Source organism: Lysobacter dokdonensis DS-58, assembly GCF_000770795.1.
Classification (GTDB): Bacteria; Pseudomonadota; Gammaproteobacteria; order Xanthomonadales; family Xanthomonadaceae; genus Noviluteimonas; species Noviluteimonas dokdonensis.
Genome location: NZ_JRKJ01000014.1, coordinates 1 through 14,304, shown reverse-complemented (window position 1 = coordinate 14,304; position 14,304 = coordinate 1). Strand labels below are relative to the sequence as shown.

The following is a 14,304-nucleotide window of genomic DNA, read 5'->3' as shown; positions in this document are numbered from 1 at the left end:
GGTTGGGGCGGCGGCGGGGGCGGATTCGGCGGCGGCGGCTGGGGTGGCGGAGGCGGCATGAGCGGAGGCGGTGGCGCCTCGGGGAGTTGGTAACGCATGCGCCTGTTCCGTCATCTTTTCTCTCCGTCCGCGCAGTCCTGGCTCCCCGCCGAGGCGATGGCGCGCATCACCGCGGCCATCGACGCCGGCGAGCTGCGGCATTCGGGCGAAATCTGTTTCGCGGTGGAACCGGCCCTGCACTGGCGCCACGTCCTGCGCGGCACGACGGCGCGCGAACGCGCCGAGCAAGCCTTCGCGAAGTTGCGCGTCTGGGATACCGAGGCCAACACCGGCGTGCTGCTGTACGTGCTGCTGGCCGACCATCGCCTCGAGATCGTCGCCGACCGCGGGTTGCGCGGCGTCGATCCCCCGGCGTGGGAAGCGGTCTGCAGGCGCATCCAGGACGGTCTGCGCTCCGAGGACCCGGCCAGCGCCATCGTGCACGGCATCGAGGCGATCTCCGACCTGCTCGCCGAACACGCGCCGCAAGTGGCGGGCCGCACCGACCGCGACGAGATCCCCAACAAACCGCGGTTCCTCTAGCGCGCGATGTTGCACAATTGGGCGACGCCCGCCGCCCGGATTCCCGCCTTGCCCCACTCGACGTACCTGCTCCAGGTCGATCCGATCGCGTTGTCGCTCGGCCCTCTGAAGATCCACTGGTACGGGCTGATGTACCTGCTCGGTTTCGCCGTCGCCTGGTGGCTCGGCAACCGTCGCGTGCGCGCGGGCAGGCTGCCCGGCGTCGATGCGCACGGCTTCGGCGACCTGATGTTCTACGCGATGGTCGGCGTCGTGCTCGGCGGCCGCCTGGGCTACATCCTGTTCTACGACCTGCACACCTACATCGAGCATCCGATGCAGATGCTGAAGGTGTGGGAAGGCGGCATGAGCTTCCACGGCGGCCTGCTCGGCGTGGTCGCCGGCGTGTGGTGGTGGTCACGCAAGCACGCGTTGCACGTGATGGACACGCTGGAATTCGTCGCGCCACTCGTGCCGCCGGGGCTGGGCTTCGGCCGAATCGGCAATTTCATCAACGGTGAGTTGTGGGGCAAGGAAACGGGCGCCGACTGGGGCGTCGTGTTTCCCTCGTCGCTCGACCTGCAATACCGCACGCTCGCGCCCGATGCCCTGCGCAAGGTGTACGAGAGCGGCGCGCTCGATCGCTTCGCCCGCCATCCCTCGCAGCTGTACCAGGCGTTCCTCGAGGGCCTCGTGCTGTTCACCGTGCTGTGGGTGTATTCGCGCAAGCCGCGCCCGCGCTACGCGGTGGCCGGCTTGTTCGTGTTGCTGTACGGCGTGTTCCGCTTCGTCGTGGAATTCGTGCGCGTGCCCGACGCGCAACTCGGGTATCTCTTCGGTTGGGTGACGATGGGCCAGGTGCTGAGCGTGCCCCTGATCGTGCTCGGCCTGGCGTGGTTGTGGATGTCGCGCCGCGCGCCGACGCTGCAACCGCGCGCCGCCTGATCCAACGGAGCCGCGAATGCGCCAGTACCTCGACCTGATGCGCGAAATCCTCGAGCACGGCACGCCCAAGGGCGATCGCACGGGCACGGGCACGCTGAGCGTGTTCGGCCGCATGATGCGGTTCGACCTGCGCGAGGGCTTCCCTCTGGTCACGACGAAGAAGCTGCACCTGAAGTCGGTGATCCACGAACTGCTGTGGTTCCTGCAGGGCGACGCCAACGTCAAGTACCTGCAGGACAACGGCGTCAGCATCTGGGACGAATGGGCCACCGAAACCGGCAGCCTCGGCCCGCTGTACGGCGCGCAATGGCGCAGCTGGCCCACGCGCGACGGTGGGGCGATCGACCAGATCGCAGCATTGATCGAGGGCATCAAGCGCAAGCCGAACTCGCGCCGCCACATCGTCAGCGCGTGGAACGTCGAATACCTGCCCGACGAGTCGCGCAGCCCGCAGGACAATGTCCGCGACGGCCGCATGGCGCTGGCCGCGTGCCACACGTTGTTCCAGTTCTACGTCGCAGACGGCCGCTTGTCGTGCATGTTGATGGCGCGCAGCCAGGACTTCCTGCTCGGCACGCCGTTCAACATCGCCAGCTATGCGTTGCTCGTCCACATGGTGGCGCAGCAGTGCGACCTGGACGTCGGCGAATTCGTCTGGGTGGGCGGCGACGTGCACCTGTACAACAACCACCTCGAACAGGCCCGCCTGCAGCTCACGCGCGAGCCCAGGCCACTGCCGAAACTCGCGATCCTGCGGAAACCGCCGTCGATCTTCGACTATGAATTCGGCGATTTCGAGATTCGCGATTACACCCCGCACGCGGCGATCAAGGCTCCCATCGCGGTGTGAAGCGTCCTTGCCCGAAAGGGAGCCTTTGAGGCGTCACCCGGCGGGCGTATGCTCCCGGCCGCCAAGGGTTACAGGGACCGCGCGATGCGCATCCTGCTTGCCGACGACCATCCCATCATCTGCGTTGCGCTCGGCGAAATGCTGGGCGCGGCGTTCCCCTCCACGTTGCAGGGCATCGACACCGTCGCCGACAGCGACGCATTGCTCGCGCACCTGGAGAGCGAGGCCGCCTGCGACCTGCTGGTGCTGGACCTGTTCATGCCCGGCGCGGCCGGCAGCATCCCGCTGCTGGAGCGCGTGCTCGCGATGCGCCCCGGCCTGCGCGTGGTGACCTACACCGGCGCCAACCAGCCGATGCTCGCGCAGCAAGCGCTCGCGGCCGGTGCGCGCGCGTTCGTGTCGAAGGCCAGCGGCCCCGACGTCGCACTGCAAGCGGTGCACGCGGTGCTGGGCGGGCAGGTGTTCGTCGACCCGCGCGTCGACCTCGATGCCGCGCGCAAGCACCCGTGGCACACGCTGACGCCGGGCGAACGCGGGGTCATCGTCGCGCTCGCGAGCGGGCATCACCTGCACGGCATCGCGCTGGACAGCGACCGCAGCTACAAGACGGTCACCGCGCACAAGTACAACGCGCTGCGCAAGTTGAACCTGGATTCGAAGACCGACCTGAAGCACTACCTCTCGCAGATCGGGCTCGGTTACCTGCTCGGTTCGACCTGAGCCGGGTCCATCGCGTCGAGCTGCATTTCGATCAGGTCGATCGCCGCGTCCAGCGCCGCCGGCCCCCAGTCGTCGCATCCGGCCTCGCCGCGCGTGCACGCCGCCGCGAGGTCGTTCTCGCCGAGCATCAGCGCCGCGCCCTTGATGCGGTGGAACAGCGCGCGCAACCGCACCAGATTGCCGTCCGCCAGGCAGCGCCGCGCCTCGCGCAGGTCCTTGCGCGAGGTGGCGATGAACAGTTCCGCTTGCGCAATGTTGCGTGGGGCCCGCGCCGAAGGATGAAACACCGACCGCAGGACCGCATCGAGCGTGGAGGACGGAATCGGCATCGGCATGCAGGCGCGCATGCCGGTCTGCATCGCCAGCGCTGTGTCGAGCGCGGCATCGTTGCTGTATCCGACGATGGGGCAGGGCGCCGTGCCGCGCGCCATCGCCAGATCGTGCACGCGCGCTGCGAATGCGAACCCATCGATGCCCGGCATGCGGCATGCGACGACACACAAGTCGAAATCGCCTGCGTCGAACAATGCGAGCGCCTGCTCCGCATCGTGCGCGCACATCGGCGCGTGACCGAGCGCGGTGAGTTGTTCGGCGATGACGAGGCGATTGATCGCGTGCGCGTCGACGACGAGGATGCGATGCGGCATGCGGGCTCCGATGCAGGAAAAGCGATCCCAGCATCGTCGCGGATTTGCGTCCCTGCAAGGCAGCCGATTCGTGCATCGAGGAAAACCTCAGGGAATTCGGGGAAGTTTCCCAATAGATGTTTCCACCTAATCGCGCGTAGTTTGGAACTGTCGTCACCTCTGGGACGAATTAGCAGGGAGACAGGGCAATGAACGGGGTCGCGGGTTTGGGAAAAAGCGAATGCGCGCGGGGCGAAAGCACGGTCGCGATGCACGAAGGCCTTGTCCACGTCGTGGATGAAGACGCATCCGTGCGCGACACGTTGCGCCGCATGCTCGAGGCCGACGGTTTCGCGGTGCGGTGCCACGCCAGCGCCGGCGATTACCTGGCGGCATGGCCGTCGGCGCCGGGATGCGTGCTGCTCGACGTGCGGATGCCGGGGCCGTCGGGCTTCGACCTGCAACTGGCGCTGGCGTATCGCCACGATGCGCTGCCCGTCGTCTTCATGGGCGCCTACGGCGATCTGCCGATGAGTGTGCTTGCGCTCAAGCGCGGCACGGTGCACTTCGTCGCCGAGCCGATCCAGCGCGAGGCATTGCTGGCCGCCGTGGGCAAGGCCGTCGAACGCAGCCAGGCGCAACGCGCCCTGGACAGCCGCCGCCGCGCGATGCGGGAGCGTTTCATGACGCTCACAGCGCGCGAACGCGCCGTGTTCGAACACGTCACCGCCGGCCGGCTCAACAAGCAGATCGCCGCCACGCTGTGCACGTGCGAACGCACGGTCAAGGCGCATCGCGCGAACATGATGCACAAGCTGCAGGCGCACTCCGTGGCCGAGCTCGTCCGCATCGCGATCCATATCGAAGCGGACGCAGAAGTCGCCGCCTGATCGCGTGGCACTTTCCGCGCGTTGCGGTTACGCGATGCCGCACTTGTCGGTTGTTCCGCACGGGGCGGCGCTGGCACGCTGGAGACGCGCGCAATTCGCGCGCGCCTTCCGCCAGCGGCCATGCATCGACTCGTCATCGCCGACGACCATCCCATCGTCTTCCGCGCGTTGCGCGACGCCCTCACGCCCGCGATGCGCATCGTGGCCGAATGCGCGGATGCGACGTCCGCATTCGCCGCGGTGCGCGCGCACACGACCAACGCACATCCGGTGACCCTGATCCTCGACCTGCATCTGCCCGGCGATGGCATCGCGGTGCTGCAACGCCTGCGCACGCAACGCGTGCCTGCGCGCGTCCTGGTGCTCTCGGGCGAAGACGAACGCACCGGCGGATTGCGCGCGCTGCGCGCGGGCGCCGATGGCTATGCGCCGAAGACCGACACGCTCGCCGACCTGACGCTCGCCATCGACATGGTCGCGCGCGGCAACCGCTTCTTCCGGCACGCGGTGGTGGCAGGCGTGCAGGGTGGCCCGCAAGACGACGACGCGCTGCTCGGTAGCCTCAGCGACCGCGAATACGGCGTGCTGCGGGGGCTGGCCGAAGGCCGCACGAATGGCGAGATCGCCTTCGACCTGGCGATGACGCCGAAGAGCGTCAGCGCCTGCCGCAACAAGGTGATGCGCAAGCTCGGTCTCGACAACCTGCCCGCGTTGATCGCGTTCGCGCGGCTGAACCACATCACGCTGGATTAGTCAGGACCGCGAGCGCCTCGGCCAGCTGGTCGACCTGGAACGGCTTGGCCAGATACGCATCCATTCCCGCCGCGAGGCACCGTTCGCGCTCGCCCTGCATCGCATTGGCCGTCAGCGCGAGGATCGGCAGGCGCACTCGGCGCCCAGCCGCCTCGTGGGCGCGCACCCGCGCGACGAGCCCGTAGCCATCCAGGCGCGGCATGTGGCAATCGGTGATCAGCGCGGCGTAGCGCGCGGCGCCGTCGCCTTCCGACAACACCGTCCACGCTGCTTCGCCGTCTTCGGCCATGTCGCACGTCCACCCCAGTTTTTCGAGCTGGCCGGCAATCACTTCGCGGTTCACCGGATGATCTTCGGCGAGCAACGCGCGCAACCCGCGCGGCGGCAGCGCCGACGCCGGTTGGGGCATGTCGCGTTCGGGCATCGCCGCGGCGACGAGCGGCAACGTCACGGTGAACACGCTGCCGACGCCGAACGTGCTTTCGCAGCGCACGCCGCCGCCCATCAATTCCGCGAGCCGCTTGACGATGCTCAGCCCGAGCCCCGTGCCGCCGAACTGCCGCGTCGTCGCCGCATCCGCCTGTTCGAAAGGCTGGAACAATCGCGCCACCGCCTCGGCCGTCATGCCCGGGCCCGTATCGCGCACGCGCAGTTGCAACGCGCTGCTGTCGACGTGGACTTCAACATCGACGCGCCCGTCGGCGGTGAACTTCACCGCGTTGCCGACGAGGTTGAGCAGGATCTGCCGCAGCCGCACCGCGTCGCCGACGACCGCGTCGGGAACCTCCCGCGCGACCGACACGCCCACGCGCACGTTGCGGGCGCCCGCCTGCGTGGCAAGCGATGCGCAGACCTCGTCGATCAGCGGGCGCAACGCCACCGGCACGTGCTCCAGCGCGAGCTTGCCCGCTTCGATCTTCGAAAAATCGAGGATGTCGTTGAGGATGGTCAGCAACGCAACGGACGATGCGCGGCAGCAATCGAGCAGGCGGCGTTGCTCGGTGCGCAACGGGGTGTCGCCCAGCAGATCGATCATGCCGAGCACGCCGTTCATGGGTGTGCGGATTTCGTGGCTCATCATCGCCAGGAAGCGGGTCTTCGCCGCATCGGCGTCCTGCGCATCCTGCAAGGCCTGCGCGAGTTGCTGCTGCACGCGGCGTTCCTCGGTGAGGTCGATGGCGATGCCGACGATGCCGATCGCGCGCCCGCGCGCATCGAATACCGGCTGCTTGCGCGCCCGCACGTCGCGCAACTGCCCGTCGATGCGCATGCGCTCGTCGAATGTCCGCGCCTCCCCGCCGGCGAGCAACTGCCGATCTTGCGCCACGAACCGGTCGTGCAATCGCTTGCCGAACAGCGCCTTGTCGTCGTGGCCGGCCACCGCGTCGACATCCAGGCGGAACGTCGAGGCGAACGCGCGGTTCACGCGGCGGTAGCGCAGCGTCGTGTCCTTGAAAAACAGGATGTCGGGCACCGCGTCGAGGATGGACTGCAGCGTGCGTTCGTTGGCCGCGTGTCGCCGCCTGCGCCGCAGGTCGGCGAGCGACAGGGCCGCCAGGCACCCCATGCCGACCATCGTGAACGTGCGTTCGTGCCAATGATGCGAGACGAACCACAGGACGACGCCCATCGCGCAGATGAGCAAGGGCGTGAGGACGCCGGCATCGAGCTGGCGGCGGAAGCGATGGCGCAGGGTCGGCATGGGCCGAGCATAGGCGCGACGCAAGGGCGAACGCGGCACCGAAAGTACACGCGCGAAATCTCACGCTCCTTCGTGCCGGATTCCGCCGGTTGTTGCCCTTTGGGCCAATGTCGCGCGCGCCCGCGCTCCGAAAGAATCGTCATCCATCAAGACGGGAATCGGGTCATGGTTCGGATGCGCAAGTGGGTTGCGGGGCTGTCGCTGTGTTGCACCACGTTCGCGGCCAATGCGGCGGCACCGTCGGACGGATGGGATTGGGCGGTCGCGCCGTACGTGTGGGCCGCGAGCATCGGCACCGACGTGCGCACGACGACGCCGCCGACATCGGCGAGCAGCGACACGGCGTTCCCCGATGTCGTCGACATCCTCGACGGCGTGTCCGAAATCCGCGGCGAAGGGCAGGGCGATGCGTTCGGCATGTTCGCCGACTTCACGTACTTCGGCCTGGCCGACGAAAAGCAGCGCCGCTTCCAGCGCACCGAATCCGACCTCGACATGCGGCTGATCGAAGTCGCCGCAGTCTGGAGCCCGGGCGAAAAACGATTCACCGGATTGGAGACCTTCGCCGGCGCGCGCGTGATCGACCTGGACCTGACGGTGCGATTCCTGCCCGACAACCCGGCGCTCGCACCGCGCGCGCTCGACAACGGACAGACCTTCTACGACTTCATGGCCGGCGCGCGTTACACGTGGGCCTTCGGCGATCGCTGGTCGGTCACGCTGCGCGGCGATGGCTCGTGGGGCGACACCGAAGGCACGTGGAACGCGAGCCTGCTCGGGCAATACCACGCACGACACGGCAGCTGGGCCTTCGGCTACCGCTATCTCGACGTCGATCTCGAAAACCAGGGCGACACACTGAGCGTGTCGCTCGACGGCCCGGTCATCGGCTACGCCTTCCGCTTCTGAGGAAACACGCGATGCGTTCGATCATCCTGTTGTCGCTGGTCCTGGCCGTCGCTCCGGCTTGGGCGCAGAAGCCCGCTGCGTATCCGGCAAAGGGCCAGACCAGCGAACAACAAGCCCAGGACGACGCTGCGTGCGCGGCGTGGGCCAGGCAGGACACCGGCATCGATCCCGCCGTACAGACGGCGTCCACCTCGGCCACGACCGGCCCGCAGGGCGAGCGCGTGGCCGGTGCGGTGCGCGGCGCGGCCGCGGGGGCGGTGATCGGAGAAGTGCACAACGGCGATTCCTCCGACGGCGCGGCCATCGGCGCGACGGCGGGCGTGCTGGCGGGCGGACGCGCCGCGCGCCGCAACCAGGCCGCGCGCGCGCAACAGGCGCAGGCCACGCAGTCCTCCGCGCACGCGACTTATTGGCGCGCGTGGGGCGCCTGCATGGCGGGGAAGGGATATTCCGTCCGCTGAGCGCGGCCTCCATCGGCTCCGGGCCCAGTAGAAGTACGCTCGACAACGCTACCCGGGCGGGCGATACCATCGGCCATCACCTCGCCGAGCCCAGGGCGAAGGAGGCCGGATGCGGTTGCGTCGCGCGGGATGGTCGTTCGTTCTCACGGCAGCGATGGCCTGCGGACCGGCCTTCGCACAAACGACACCGGCGCAGGCGCCGGTCGCCACGTCGGCTTCGCCCGACAAGGCCTCGTGCGGTACGCGCGAAAACGGCGACACGCGCCCGCGCATCGGCCTGGCCCTCGGCGGCGGCGGCGCGCGCGGCATCGCGCACATCAGCGTGCTGAAAGAACTCGAAGCGCTGCACATCCCCGTCGACTGCATCGCCGGCACCAGCATGGGCGCGCTCGTCGGCGGCCTGTACGCGTCGGGCCGGACGACGGACGACATGGAGCAGTTGATCCTTTCGACCGACTGGAAGCGGTTGTTCGACGACACCGTGCCGCGCGAAGAGCGTTCCTATCGCCGCAAACACGACGACCGCGACGGGCTGGCCACCGTGGGCGTGGGCATCAGCGGCGGGCGCGTGCGCGTCTCGCCGGGGGTGCTGCAGGGCGAGCGCATCCTGTCGATGTTCGAACGCGAAACGCTCGGCGTCAGCGAGATCGACGACTTCGACAAGCTCCCCATTCCGTTTCGCGCAGTCGGGACCGACCTCAACACCGGGCAATCGGTGGTGCTCGCCTCCGGCAGCCTGCCGATGGCGATGCGCGCGAGCATGTCGCTGCCCGGCATCTTCCAGCCGATGCAGATCGACGGAAAGGTGTTGATCGACGGCGGCGTCGCCAACCAGGTGCCCATCGACGTCGTCCGCGCGATGGGCGCGGACATCGTCATCGCGGTGGATGTCGGCACGCCGCTGGAAACACTGGATCGCAACGCGAGCCTGGTGCAGGTGGTCTCGCAGATGAGCGGCATGCTCACCGTGGGCAACACGCAGCGCATGTTGGCGACGCTGGAGGATCGCGACGTGCTGATCGTGCCCAAGCTCGGCGCCGACGTGAAAACCGGCGACTTCAACAAGGCCGCGCGCGCGCTGGAAATCGGCAAGGACGCCGCGGCCGCCGCGCGCCCCGAGCTGGCGGCGCTGTCCATCCCGCCCGAGGCGTACCGCGCGTGGGCCGAACACCGGCCCGCGCCCTCGGCCAGCGCACCGGTCATCCAGTTCGTCACGCTCGACAACGAAACGGACTATTCGGACGAATTCCTGCTTTCGCAACTCGATGTCGAGATCGGGCAACCGCTCGACACCCAGCGCATGGAAGACAAGCTGATCCGCGTGTACAGCTACGGTACTTTCGCCAGCATCACCTACGACGTCGTGCGCGAAGACGGCCGCACCGGCCTGCAGATCCATGCGCGCGAGAAGCCGCAGGGACCGAACTACATCCAGGTGGGCTTCACGCTCAGCAGCGATTTCAAGGGCACGTTCGAAACCTCCCTGCGCGCGGCGATCCTGGTCACGCCGCTGACGAAGAACGGCGCCGAAGGCCGTGTGACCGCCACGGTCGGCACCGAGCCCGCATTGACCGCCGAGTATTACCGCCCCTTCGGCGACACCAACCGCTGGATGACGTACACCCGAATCGGCTACCTCAACCCCAACTACCACGTGTTCGATGCGGATGGGCACGACGTCGCCGAATACGACGTGCGCTCGTTCGTCGGCGACTTCCAGTTCGGGCGCGAGTTCGGCAATTACGGCGCGGCGGGCCTCGGATACCAGCGCGCGACGGGCCGGGCGAAGGTGGAGACCGGCGACCCGAACCAGCCGAGCTTCGACTTCGACACCGGTCGCGCGTATGCCTTCGTCAGCATCGATCGCGCCGACAGCCTGTATTTCCCCCGCAAGGGCTATTGGGGGAATCTGTCGTACACGGTCGCGCGAGAGGGCCTGGGCAGCGACACCGATTACGACAGCGTCGATTTCGACATCATCGCAGCCACGCCCTTCGACCGGCACGCGCTGCAGTTCGGTGCGTCGTATCACGCGACCATCGACGGCGAACTGCCGATCCAGGACCGCTATCGCCTCGGCGGTCGCGGCAAACTCGCGGGGTTCCGCACCAACGAGCTCACCGGGCAGGATTACGCGCTGCTGTTCGTCGGGTACACCTACCAGCTGGCGGAAGTGTTCGGCCGCTCGGCGCTGGTGGGCGGCACCATCGAATACGGCAACGCCTGGGAGAAGCGTTCGGACATGGCCTGGGACGACGGCATCCTCAACGCGAGCATGTATCTCGGCTTCGATTCGTGGTTCGGGCCGATGCTCTTCGGCTACGGCTGGCGCGAAGGCGGGGACGGCGTGCTGTTCCTGGAGATCGGGCGCACGTTCTGACCGGTAGACTGCGCGGCATGACGCTCTCGCTCATCGCCGCCCTCGACCGCAACCGCGCGATCGGCAAGGGCAATGCATTGCCGTGGCACCTGCCGGCCGACCTCAAGCGCTTCAAGGCGCTCACGCTCGGCAAGCCGGTGCTGATGGGCCGCAAGACGGCCGAATCCATCGGCCGCGCGCTGCCGGGGCGGCGCAATCTCGTGCTGACGCGCAGCGGGCGCGTGCCGTTCGACGGGATGGAAGCGGTGGGCTCGATCGCCGAGGCCATCGGCGTCGCCGATGAAGTCTGCGTCATCGGCGGAGGCGAGGTGTATGCGCTCGCGCTGCCGATGGCGACGCATTTGCACCTGACGCATGTCGACACGGTGGTCGCGGATGCGGATGCGTTTTTTCCGGCGTTCGATGCCGGTGCGTGGCGCGTCACGTTGCGCGAGCCGCATGCGATCGACGAAAAGCATGCGCTCGCGTTCGAGTTCGTCGATTACGTGCGCGCGTCGTCCTTGTGATACGGCGGCCGCGCGTTCGGCGGTGACACGGGGACATCGCGGCCGGGCACCTGCAGCAAGCGCAACTCGTCGGTATCCAGTTGCAGCGCGGTGAGCTTGCCGCCCCACACCGCGCCGGTGTCGATCGCATGTACGCCGTGGCCGATGAACAGGCCGAGCGTCGACCAATGGCCGCACACGATCTTCAGGTCGCGCTGCGCGCGCCCCGGCACTTCGTACCAGGGATACAGACCGGGTTGCTGCGTACCGGGCGCGCCCTTTTCCTCGAACGCGATGCGCCCGCGCGGCGAGCAATAGCGCAGGCGCGTGAACACGTTGATGATCGCGCGGTCGCGTTCCATGCCGGTCAAACGCGGGGACCACGCGGGGCGGTCGCCGTACATGTTCTTCAGCAGCTTGCGGAAGTCGTTGCCGCGCAGCTTCTGCTCGACTTCGCCGGCGTGCTTCTGCGCCAGTTGCGTGGTCCACTTCGGCGCCAGGCCTGCGTGCACCATCATCCAACCCAGTTCGCGGTCGGCGTGCACCAGCGGTTGCATGCGCAGCCAGTCGAGCAGGTCGCGCGCATCGTCGGCGAACAACACGCGCTGCAGGTCCGCGTTGACCTTGCGCTGCTCCTCCGGCCGGCGTTCGCCGATGGCGAGCAGCGACAGGTCGTGGTTGCCGAGGACGACCACGCTCTGCGCGCGCAGCGAATGCACCAGGCGCAACGTTTCCAGTGATTGCCCGCCGCGGTTGACCAGGTCGCCGCAGAACCACAGCCGGTCGCGCGCGGTGTCGAAGTTGATCCGCTCGAGCAGGCGCTGCAACGGGTCGTAACACCCTTGCAGATCGCCGATGGCCCAGGTCGTCATTGCAGTCGCATCCGTGCGGCCACGTCAGTGCAGCGTGCGCGGGATGGTGAGCGTGAAGGCGGGAATGGGCGCCGCGAAGCGCGTCCCGTCGTCGGCGAGCATGTCGTAGCTGCCGCGCATCGTGCCCAGGCTGGTTTCCAGCACCGCGCCGGAGGTGTACTCGAAGTCTTCGCCGGGGCGCAGCCAGGGTTGTTCGCCCACGACGCCTTCGCCCGTCACTTCCTCGACCTTGCCGTTGGCATCGGTGATCACCCAATGGCGACCGAGCAGGCGCGCGGGCACCTTGCCGCGGTTGCGGATATGGATGGTGTACGCGAAAACGAAACGGCCTTCGTCGGGCGCGGATTCCTCGTCGAGGAAGCGGGAGGCGACATCGATGTCGAAGGCGTAATCGGTGGTGCTCGTCATGCCGACAGTTTAGCCCGGCCTTTCCTGAATGCTAAGTCGAAGGCAGGTTGGCCAGCCGGATGAAACCGGGCACGTCCACCTGTTCGGCGCGCGCGTCGGGGCGCAGGCCCGCCGCTTCGATCAGCGCCGAGTCGGCCACGCCGTTGAGCGCGTTGCGCAGCGTCTTGCGACGCTGGCCGAACGCGGCGCGCACGACATGTTCGAAGCGCTTGCGGTCCTGCACGGCGATCTCGTCACGCGCGCGCGGCACCATGCGCACGACGGCCGAGTCGACCTTCGGCGGCGGGCGGAACGCACCCGGCGGCACCTTGAACAGCGGCGTCACGCGGCAGTAGGCCTGCAGCATCACGCTCAGGCGGCCGTAGACCTTGCTGCCCGGCTCGGCGGCCATGCGGTCGACGACTTCCTTCTGCAGCATGAAGTGCATGTCGCGGATCGCGTCGGCGTGGTCGAGCGCGTGGAAGAGGATCGGCGAGGACAGGTTGTAGGGCAGGTTGCCGACGAGGCGAATCTGCGTATCGCCGGCGATGTCGCTGAAATCCACTTTCAGCACGTCGCGATGCACGATCGTGAGCGCGCCGTGCGCCTTCGACGCTTCGGTCAGCGGCTCGATCAGGTCGCGGTCGAACTCGATGACGGTCAGCGACCCGTGGCGATCGAGCAGCGGGAAGGTGATCGCACCCTGGCCCGGGCCGATTTCCACGAGGCGGTCGCCGGGCTTCGGATCCACCGCCTGCACGATCTTCGCGATGATCCCCTTCTCGTGCAGGAAATGCTGCCCGAGGTGTTTCTTCGCTTCGCGCTGGAACTCCGGCTTGCTCATGCGGCGGCCTTCGCGAGCGCCATGCGCGCGCAGGTGTCCACCGCGGCGAACAGGCTCGAAGGATCGGCGATGCCGCGGCCGGCGATCGACAGCGCGGTGCCGTGGTCGACCGCGACGCGCGGATAGGGCAGGCCGAGGGTGAGGTTCACCGCTTGCTCGAAACCGCTGAACTTCAGCACGGGCAATCCCTGGTCGTGGTACATCGCGAGCACCGCATCGGTGTCCTGCAGTTTCGCGGGGAGGAAGGCGGTGTCGGCGGGCAGCGGACCGTCGAGCGACATCCCTTGCGCGCGGAGCTGGTCGAGCACCGGCGTGATCGTGTCGATTTCCTCGCGCCCCAGGTGCCCGTCTTCGCCCGCGTGCGGATTGAGGCCGAGCACGCTGATGCGCGGATGCGCGATGCCAAGGTCGCGATGCAACGCGCGATGCAGGATGCGCAGCGTGCGCTCGATGCCGTCGCGCGTGATCGCAGCGGGCACGGCGCGCAAGGGCAGGTGCGTGGTGGCGAGCGCGACGCGCACCGTCGGGTTGGCGAGCATCATCACGACATCGCATCCGGCCTGCTGCGCGAGCAATTCGGTCGTGCCGGTGTAGGGAATGCCGCCTTCGTTGATGGTCGCCTTGTGCACCGGGCCGGTGACCAGGCCGTCGAACGTGCCGTCGAGGCAATGTTGCGCGGCGACGTGGAGCGCCTCGACCACGGCGCGCGCGTTGCGCGGATCGGCCTGCCCGAAGACCGCGGGCACGGCGTTGCGGATCGGGTGGACGACGACGTCGCCGGGGTGTTGCGCGTGCGCGCCGGGCGACAGGACGCGCAGGGGCAGGCCGAGTGCGTCGCCGGCCGCCTGCAGGGCGGCCGGATCGCAGAAGACATCCAGGGTGCAATCGCCTCGCGGCGACTGCGCGAGCCGCGCGACGA

At 68.2% G+C, this 14,304-nt stretch carries 16 protein-coding genes; 10 read left to right on the top strand and 6 right to left on the bottom strand.

Annotated features, from left to right (window positions below; all coding sequences use genetic code 11):
* The first annotated feature begins 96 nt into the window (after window positions 1-96).
* From LF41_RS09980 to LF41_RS09965, 4 genes are all read left to right on the top strand, one after another.
* Window positions 97-582, top strand: coding sequence for a TPM domain-containing protein (locus LF41_RS09980; protein ID WP_036169171.1), 486 nt, complete (start codon window positions 97-99; stop codon window positions 580-582).
* A 48-nt stretch (window positions 583-630) separates the two neighbouring features.
* Window positions 631-1,506 (top strand): prolipoprotein diacylglyceryl transferase, encoded by an 876-nt coding sequence (gene lgt / locus LF41_RS09975; RefSeq protein ID WP_237577718.1) that lies wholly within the window; start codon window positions 631-633, stop codon window positions 1,504-1,506.
* Window positions 1,507-1,522: 16 nt separating this feature from the next.
* On the top strand, window positions 1,523-2,356 hold the full coding sequence (thyA, locus tag LF41_RS09970) for a thymidylate synthase (RefSeq protein ID WP_036169168.1): 834 nt from the start codon (window positions 1,523-1,525) through the stop codon (window positions 2,354-2,356).
* Window positions 2,357-2,440: 84 nt separating this feature from the next.
* Entirely contained in the window at window positions 2,441-3,076 is a 636-nt protein-coding gene (locus LF41_RS09965) for a response regulator (RefSeq protein WP_161786947.1), read from the top strand.
* Here LF41_RS09965 and LF41_RS09960 read toward each other — a convergent pair.
* Entirely contained in the window at window positions 3,055-3,723 is a 669-nt protein-coding gene (locus LF41_RS09960) for a response regulator (protein ID WP_036169167.1), read from the bottom strand. The two genes, LF41_RS09965 and LF41_RS09960, sit on opposite strands and share 22 nt — an antisense overlap.
* A 248-nt stretch (window positions 3,724-3,971) precedes the next feature.
* Here LF41_RS09960 and LF41_RS09955 point away from each other — a divergent pair, with 248 nt between their 5' ends.
* Both LF41_RS09955 and LF41_RS09950 read left to right on the top strand, forming a co-directional pair.
* Window positions 3,972-4,592, top strand: a complete 621-nt coding sequence (locus tag LF41_RS09955; protein WP_036169179.1) for a response regulator transcription factor — start codon at window positions 3,972-3,974, stop codon at window positions 4,590-4,592.
* Between the two features lie 120 nt (window positions 4,593-4,712).
* Window positions 4,713-5,345: a response regulator transcription factor gene (locus LF41_RS09950; protein ID WP_036169165.1), complete on the top strand. Its 633-nt coding sequence runs from the start codon at window positions 4,713-4,715 to the stop codon at window positions 5,343-5,345.
* Here the strand turns inward: LF41_RS09950 and LF41_RS09945 are convergent.
* Entirely contained in the window at window positions 5,332-7,047 is a 1,716-nt protein-coding gene (locus LF41_RS09945) for a PAS domain-containing sensor histidine kinase (RefSeq protein ID WP_052116311.1), read from the bottom strand. The genes LF41_RS09950 and LF41_RS09945 overlap by 14 nt on opposite strands.
* A gap of 165 nt (window positions 7,048-7,212) precedes the next feature.
* Between LF41_RS09945 and LF41_RS09940 the strand changes: the two genes are divergently transcribed.
* The 4 genes from LF41_RS09940 to LF41_RS09925 all read left to right on the top strand — a co-directional run bounded on the left by LF41_RS09940 (window position 7,213) and on the right by LF41_RS09925 (window position 11,303).
* The gene (locus tag LF41_RS09940; RefSeq protein WP_152599976.1) at window positions 7,213-7,956 is read left to right on the top strand and encodes a hypothetical protein; all 744 of its coding nucleotides are present in this window, start codon (window positions 7,213-7,215) and stop codon (window positions 7,954-7,956) included.
* A gap of 11 nt (window positions 7,957-7,967) precedes the next feature.
* Window positions 7,968-8,417: a glycine zipper family protein gene (locus LF41_RS09935; RefSeq protein WP_036169161.1), complete on the top strand. Its 450-nt coding sequence runs from the start codon at window positions 7,968-7,970 to the stop codon at window positions 8,415-8,417.
* A gap of 109 nt (window positions 8,418-8,526) precedes the next feature.
* Complete coding sequence (locus tag LF41_RS09930) at window positions 8,527-10,797, top strand: patatin-like phospholipase family protein (RefSeq protein WP_052116310.1); 2,271 nt, start codon at window positions 8,527-8,529, stop codon at window positions 10,795-10,797.
* A 17-nt stretch (window positions 10,798-10,814) separates the two neighbouring features.
* Entirely contained in the window at window positions 10,815-11,303 is a 489-nt protein-coding gene (locus LF41_RS09925; protein ID WP_036169160.1) for a dihydrofolate reductase, read from the top strand.
* Here the strand turns inward: LF41_RS09925 and LF41_RS09920 are convergent.
* From LF41_RS09920 to pdxA, 4 genes are all read right to left on the bottom strand, one after another.
* The gene (locus LF41_RS09920; RefSeq protein WP_052116309.1) at window positions 11,279-12,154 is read right to left on the bottom strand and encodes a symmetrical bis(5'-nucleosyl)-tetraphosphatase; all 876 of its coding nucleotides are present in this window, start codon (window positions 12,152-12,154) and stop codon (window positions 11,279-11,281) included. The genes LF41_RS09925 and LF41_RS09920 overlap by 25 nt on opposite strands.
* 24 nt (window positions 12,155-12,178) lie before the next feature.
* Window positions 12,179-12,562 (bottom strand): Co2+/Mg2+ efflux protein ApaG, encoded by a 384-nt coding sequence (gene apaG, locus LF41_RS09915; RefSeq protein WP_036169159.1) that lies wholly within the window; start codon window positions 12,560-12,562, stop codon window positions 12,179-12,181.
* A 31-nt stretch (window positions 12,563-12,593) separates the two neighbouring features.
* Window positions 12,594-13,385 carry a 16S rRNA (adenine(1518)-N(6)/adenine(1519)-N(6))-dimethyltransferase RsmA gene (gene rsmA / locus LF41_RS09910; protein WP_036169158.1) on the bottom strand — a complete coding sequence of 264 codons (792 nt, stop codon included), beginning with the start codon at window positions 13,383-13,385 and terminating at the stop codon, window positions 12,594-12,596.
* The coding region (gene pdxA, locus LF41_RS09905) for a 4-hydroxythreonine-4-phosphate dehydrogenase PdxA (RefSeq protein WP_036169157.1) at window positions 13,382-14,304 on the bottom strand (923 nt) is incomplete at its 5' end. The genes rsmA and pdxA, both read right to left, overlap by 4 nt.

Excerpts from the sequence above, each read along its gene's own strand:
- LF41_RS09930 (WP_052116310.1), top strand. The coding sequence starts at position 8,527 with ATGCGGTTGCGTCGCGCGGGATGGTCGTTCGTTCTCACGGCAGCGATG.
- LF41_RS09950 (WP_036169165.1), top strand. The coding sequence starts at position 4,713 with ATGCATCGACTCGTCATCGCCGACGACCATCCCATCGTCTTCCGCGCG.
- LF41_RS09940 (WP_152599976.1), top strand. The coding sequence starts at position 7,213 with ATGGTTCGGATGCGCAAGTGGGTTGCGGGGCTGTCGCTGTGTTGCACC.
- LF41_RS09935 (WP_036169161.1), top strand. The coding sequence starts at position 7,968 with ATGCGTTCGATCATCCTGTTGTCGCTGGTCCTGGCCGTCGCTCCGGCT.
- LF41_RS09960 (WP_036169167.1), bottom strand. The coding sequence starts at position 3,723 with ATGCCGCATCGCATCCTCGTCGTCGACGCGCACGCGATCAATCGCCTC.
- LF41_RS09965 (WP_161786947.1), top strand. The coding sequence starts at position 2,441 with ATGCGCATCCTGCTTGCCGACGACCATCCCATCATCTGCGTTGCGCTC.
- LF41_RS09945 (WP_052116311.1), bottom strand. The coding sequence starts at position 7,047 with ATGCCGACCCTGCGCCATCGCTTCCGCCGCCAGCTCGATGCCGGCGTC.
- LF41_RS09980 (WP_036169171.1), top strand. The coding sequence starts at position 97 with ATGCGCCTGTTCCGTCATCTTTTCTCTCCGTCCGCGCAGTCCTGGCTC.
- thyA (WP_036169168.1), top strand. The coding sequence starts at position 1,523 with ATGCGCCAGTACCTCGACCTGATGCGCGAAATCCTCGAGCACGGCACG.
- LF41_RS09955 (WP_036169179.1), top strand. The coding sequence starts at position 3,972 with ATGCACGAAGGCCTTGTCCACGTCGTGGATGAAGACGCATCCGTGCGC.
- LF41_RS09925 (WP_036169160.1), top strand. The coding sequence starts at position 10,815 with ATGACGCTCTCGCTCATCGCCGCCCTCGACCGCAACCGCGCGATCGGC.
- LF41_RS09920 (WP_052116309.1), bottom strand. The coding sequence starts at position 12,154 with ATGACGACCTGGGCCATCGGCGATCTGCAAGGGTGTTACGACCCGTTG.
- rsmA (WP_036169158.1), bottom strand. The coding sequence starts at position 13,385 with ATGAGCAAGCCGGAGTTCCAGCGCGAAGCGAAGAAACACCTCGGGCAG.
- apaG (WP_036169159.1), bottom strand. The coding sequence starts at position 12,562 with ATGACGAGCACCACCGATTACGCCTTCGACATCGATGTCGCCTCCCGC.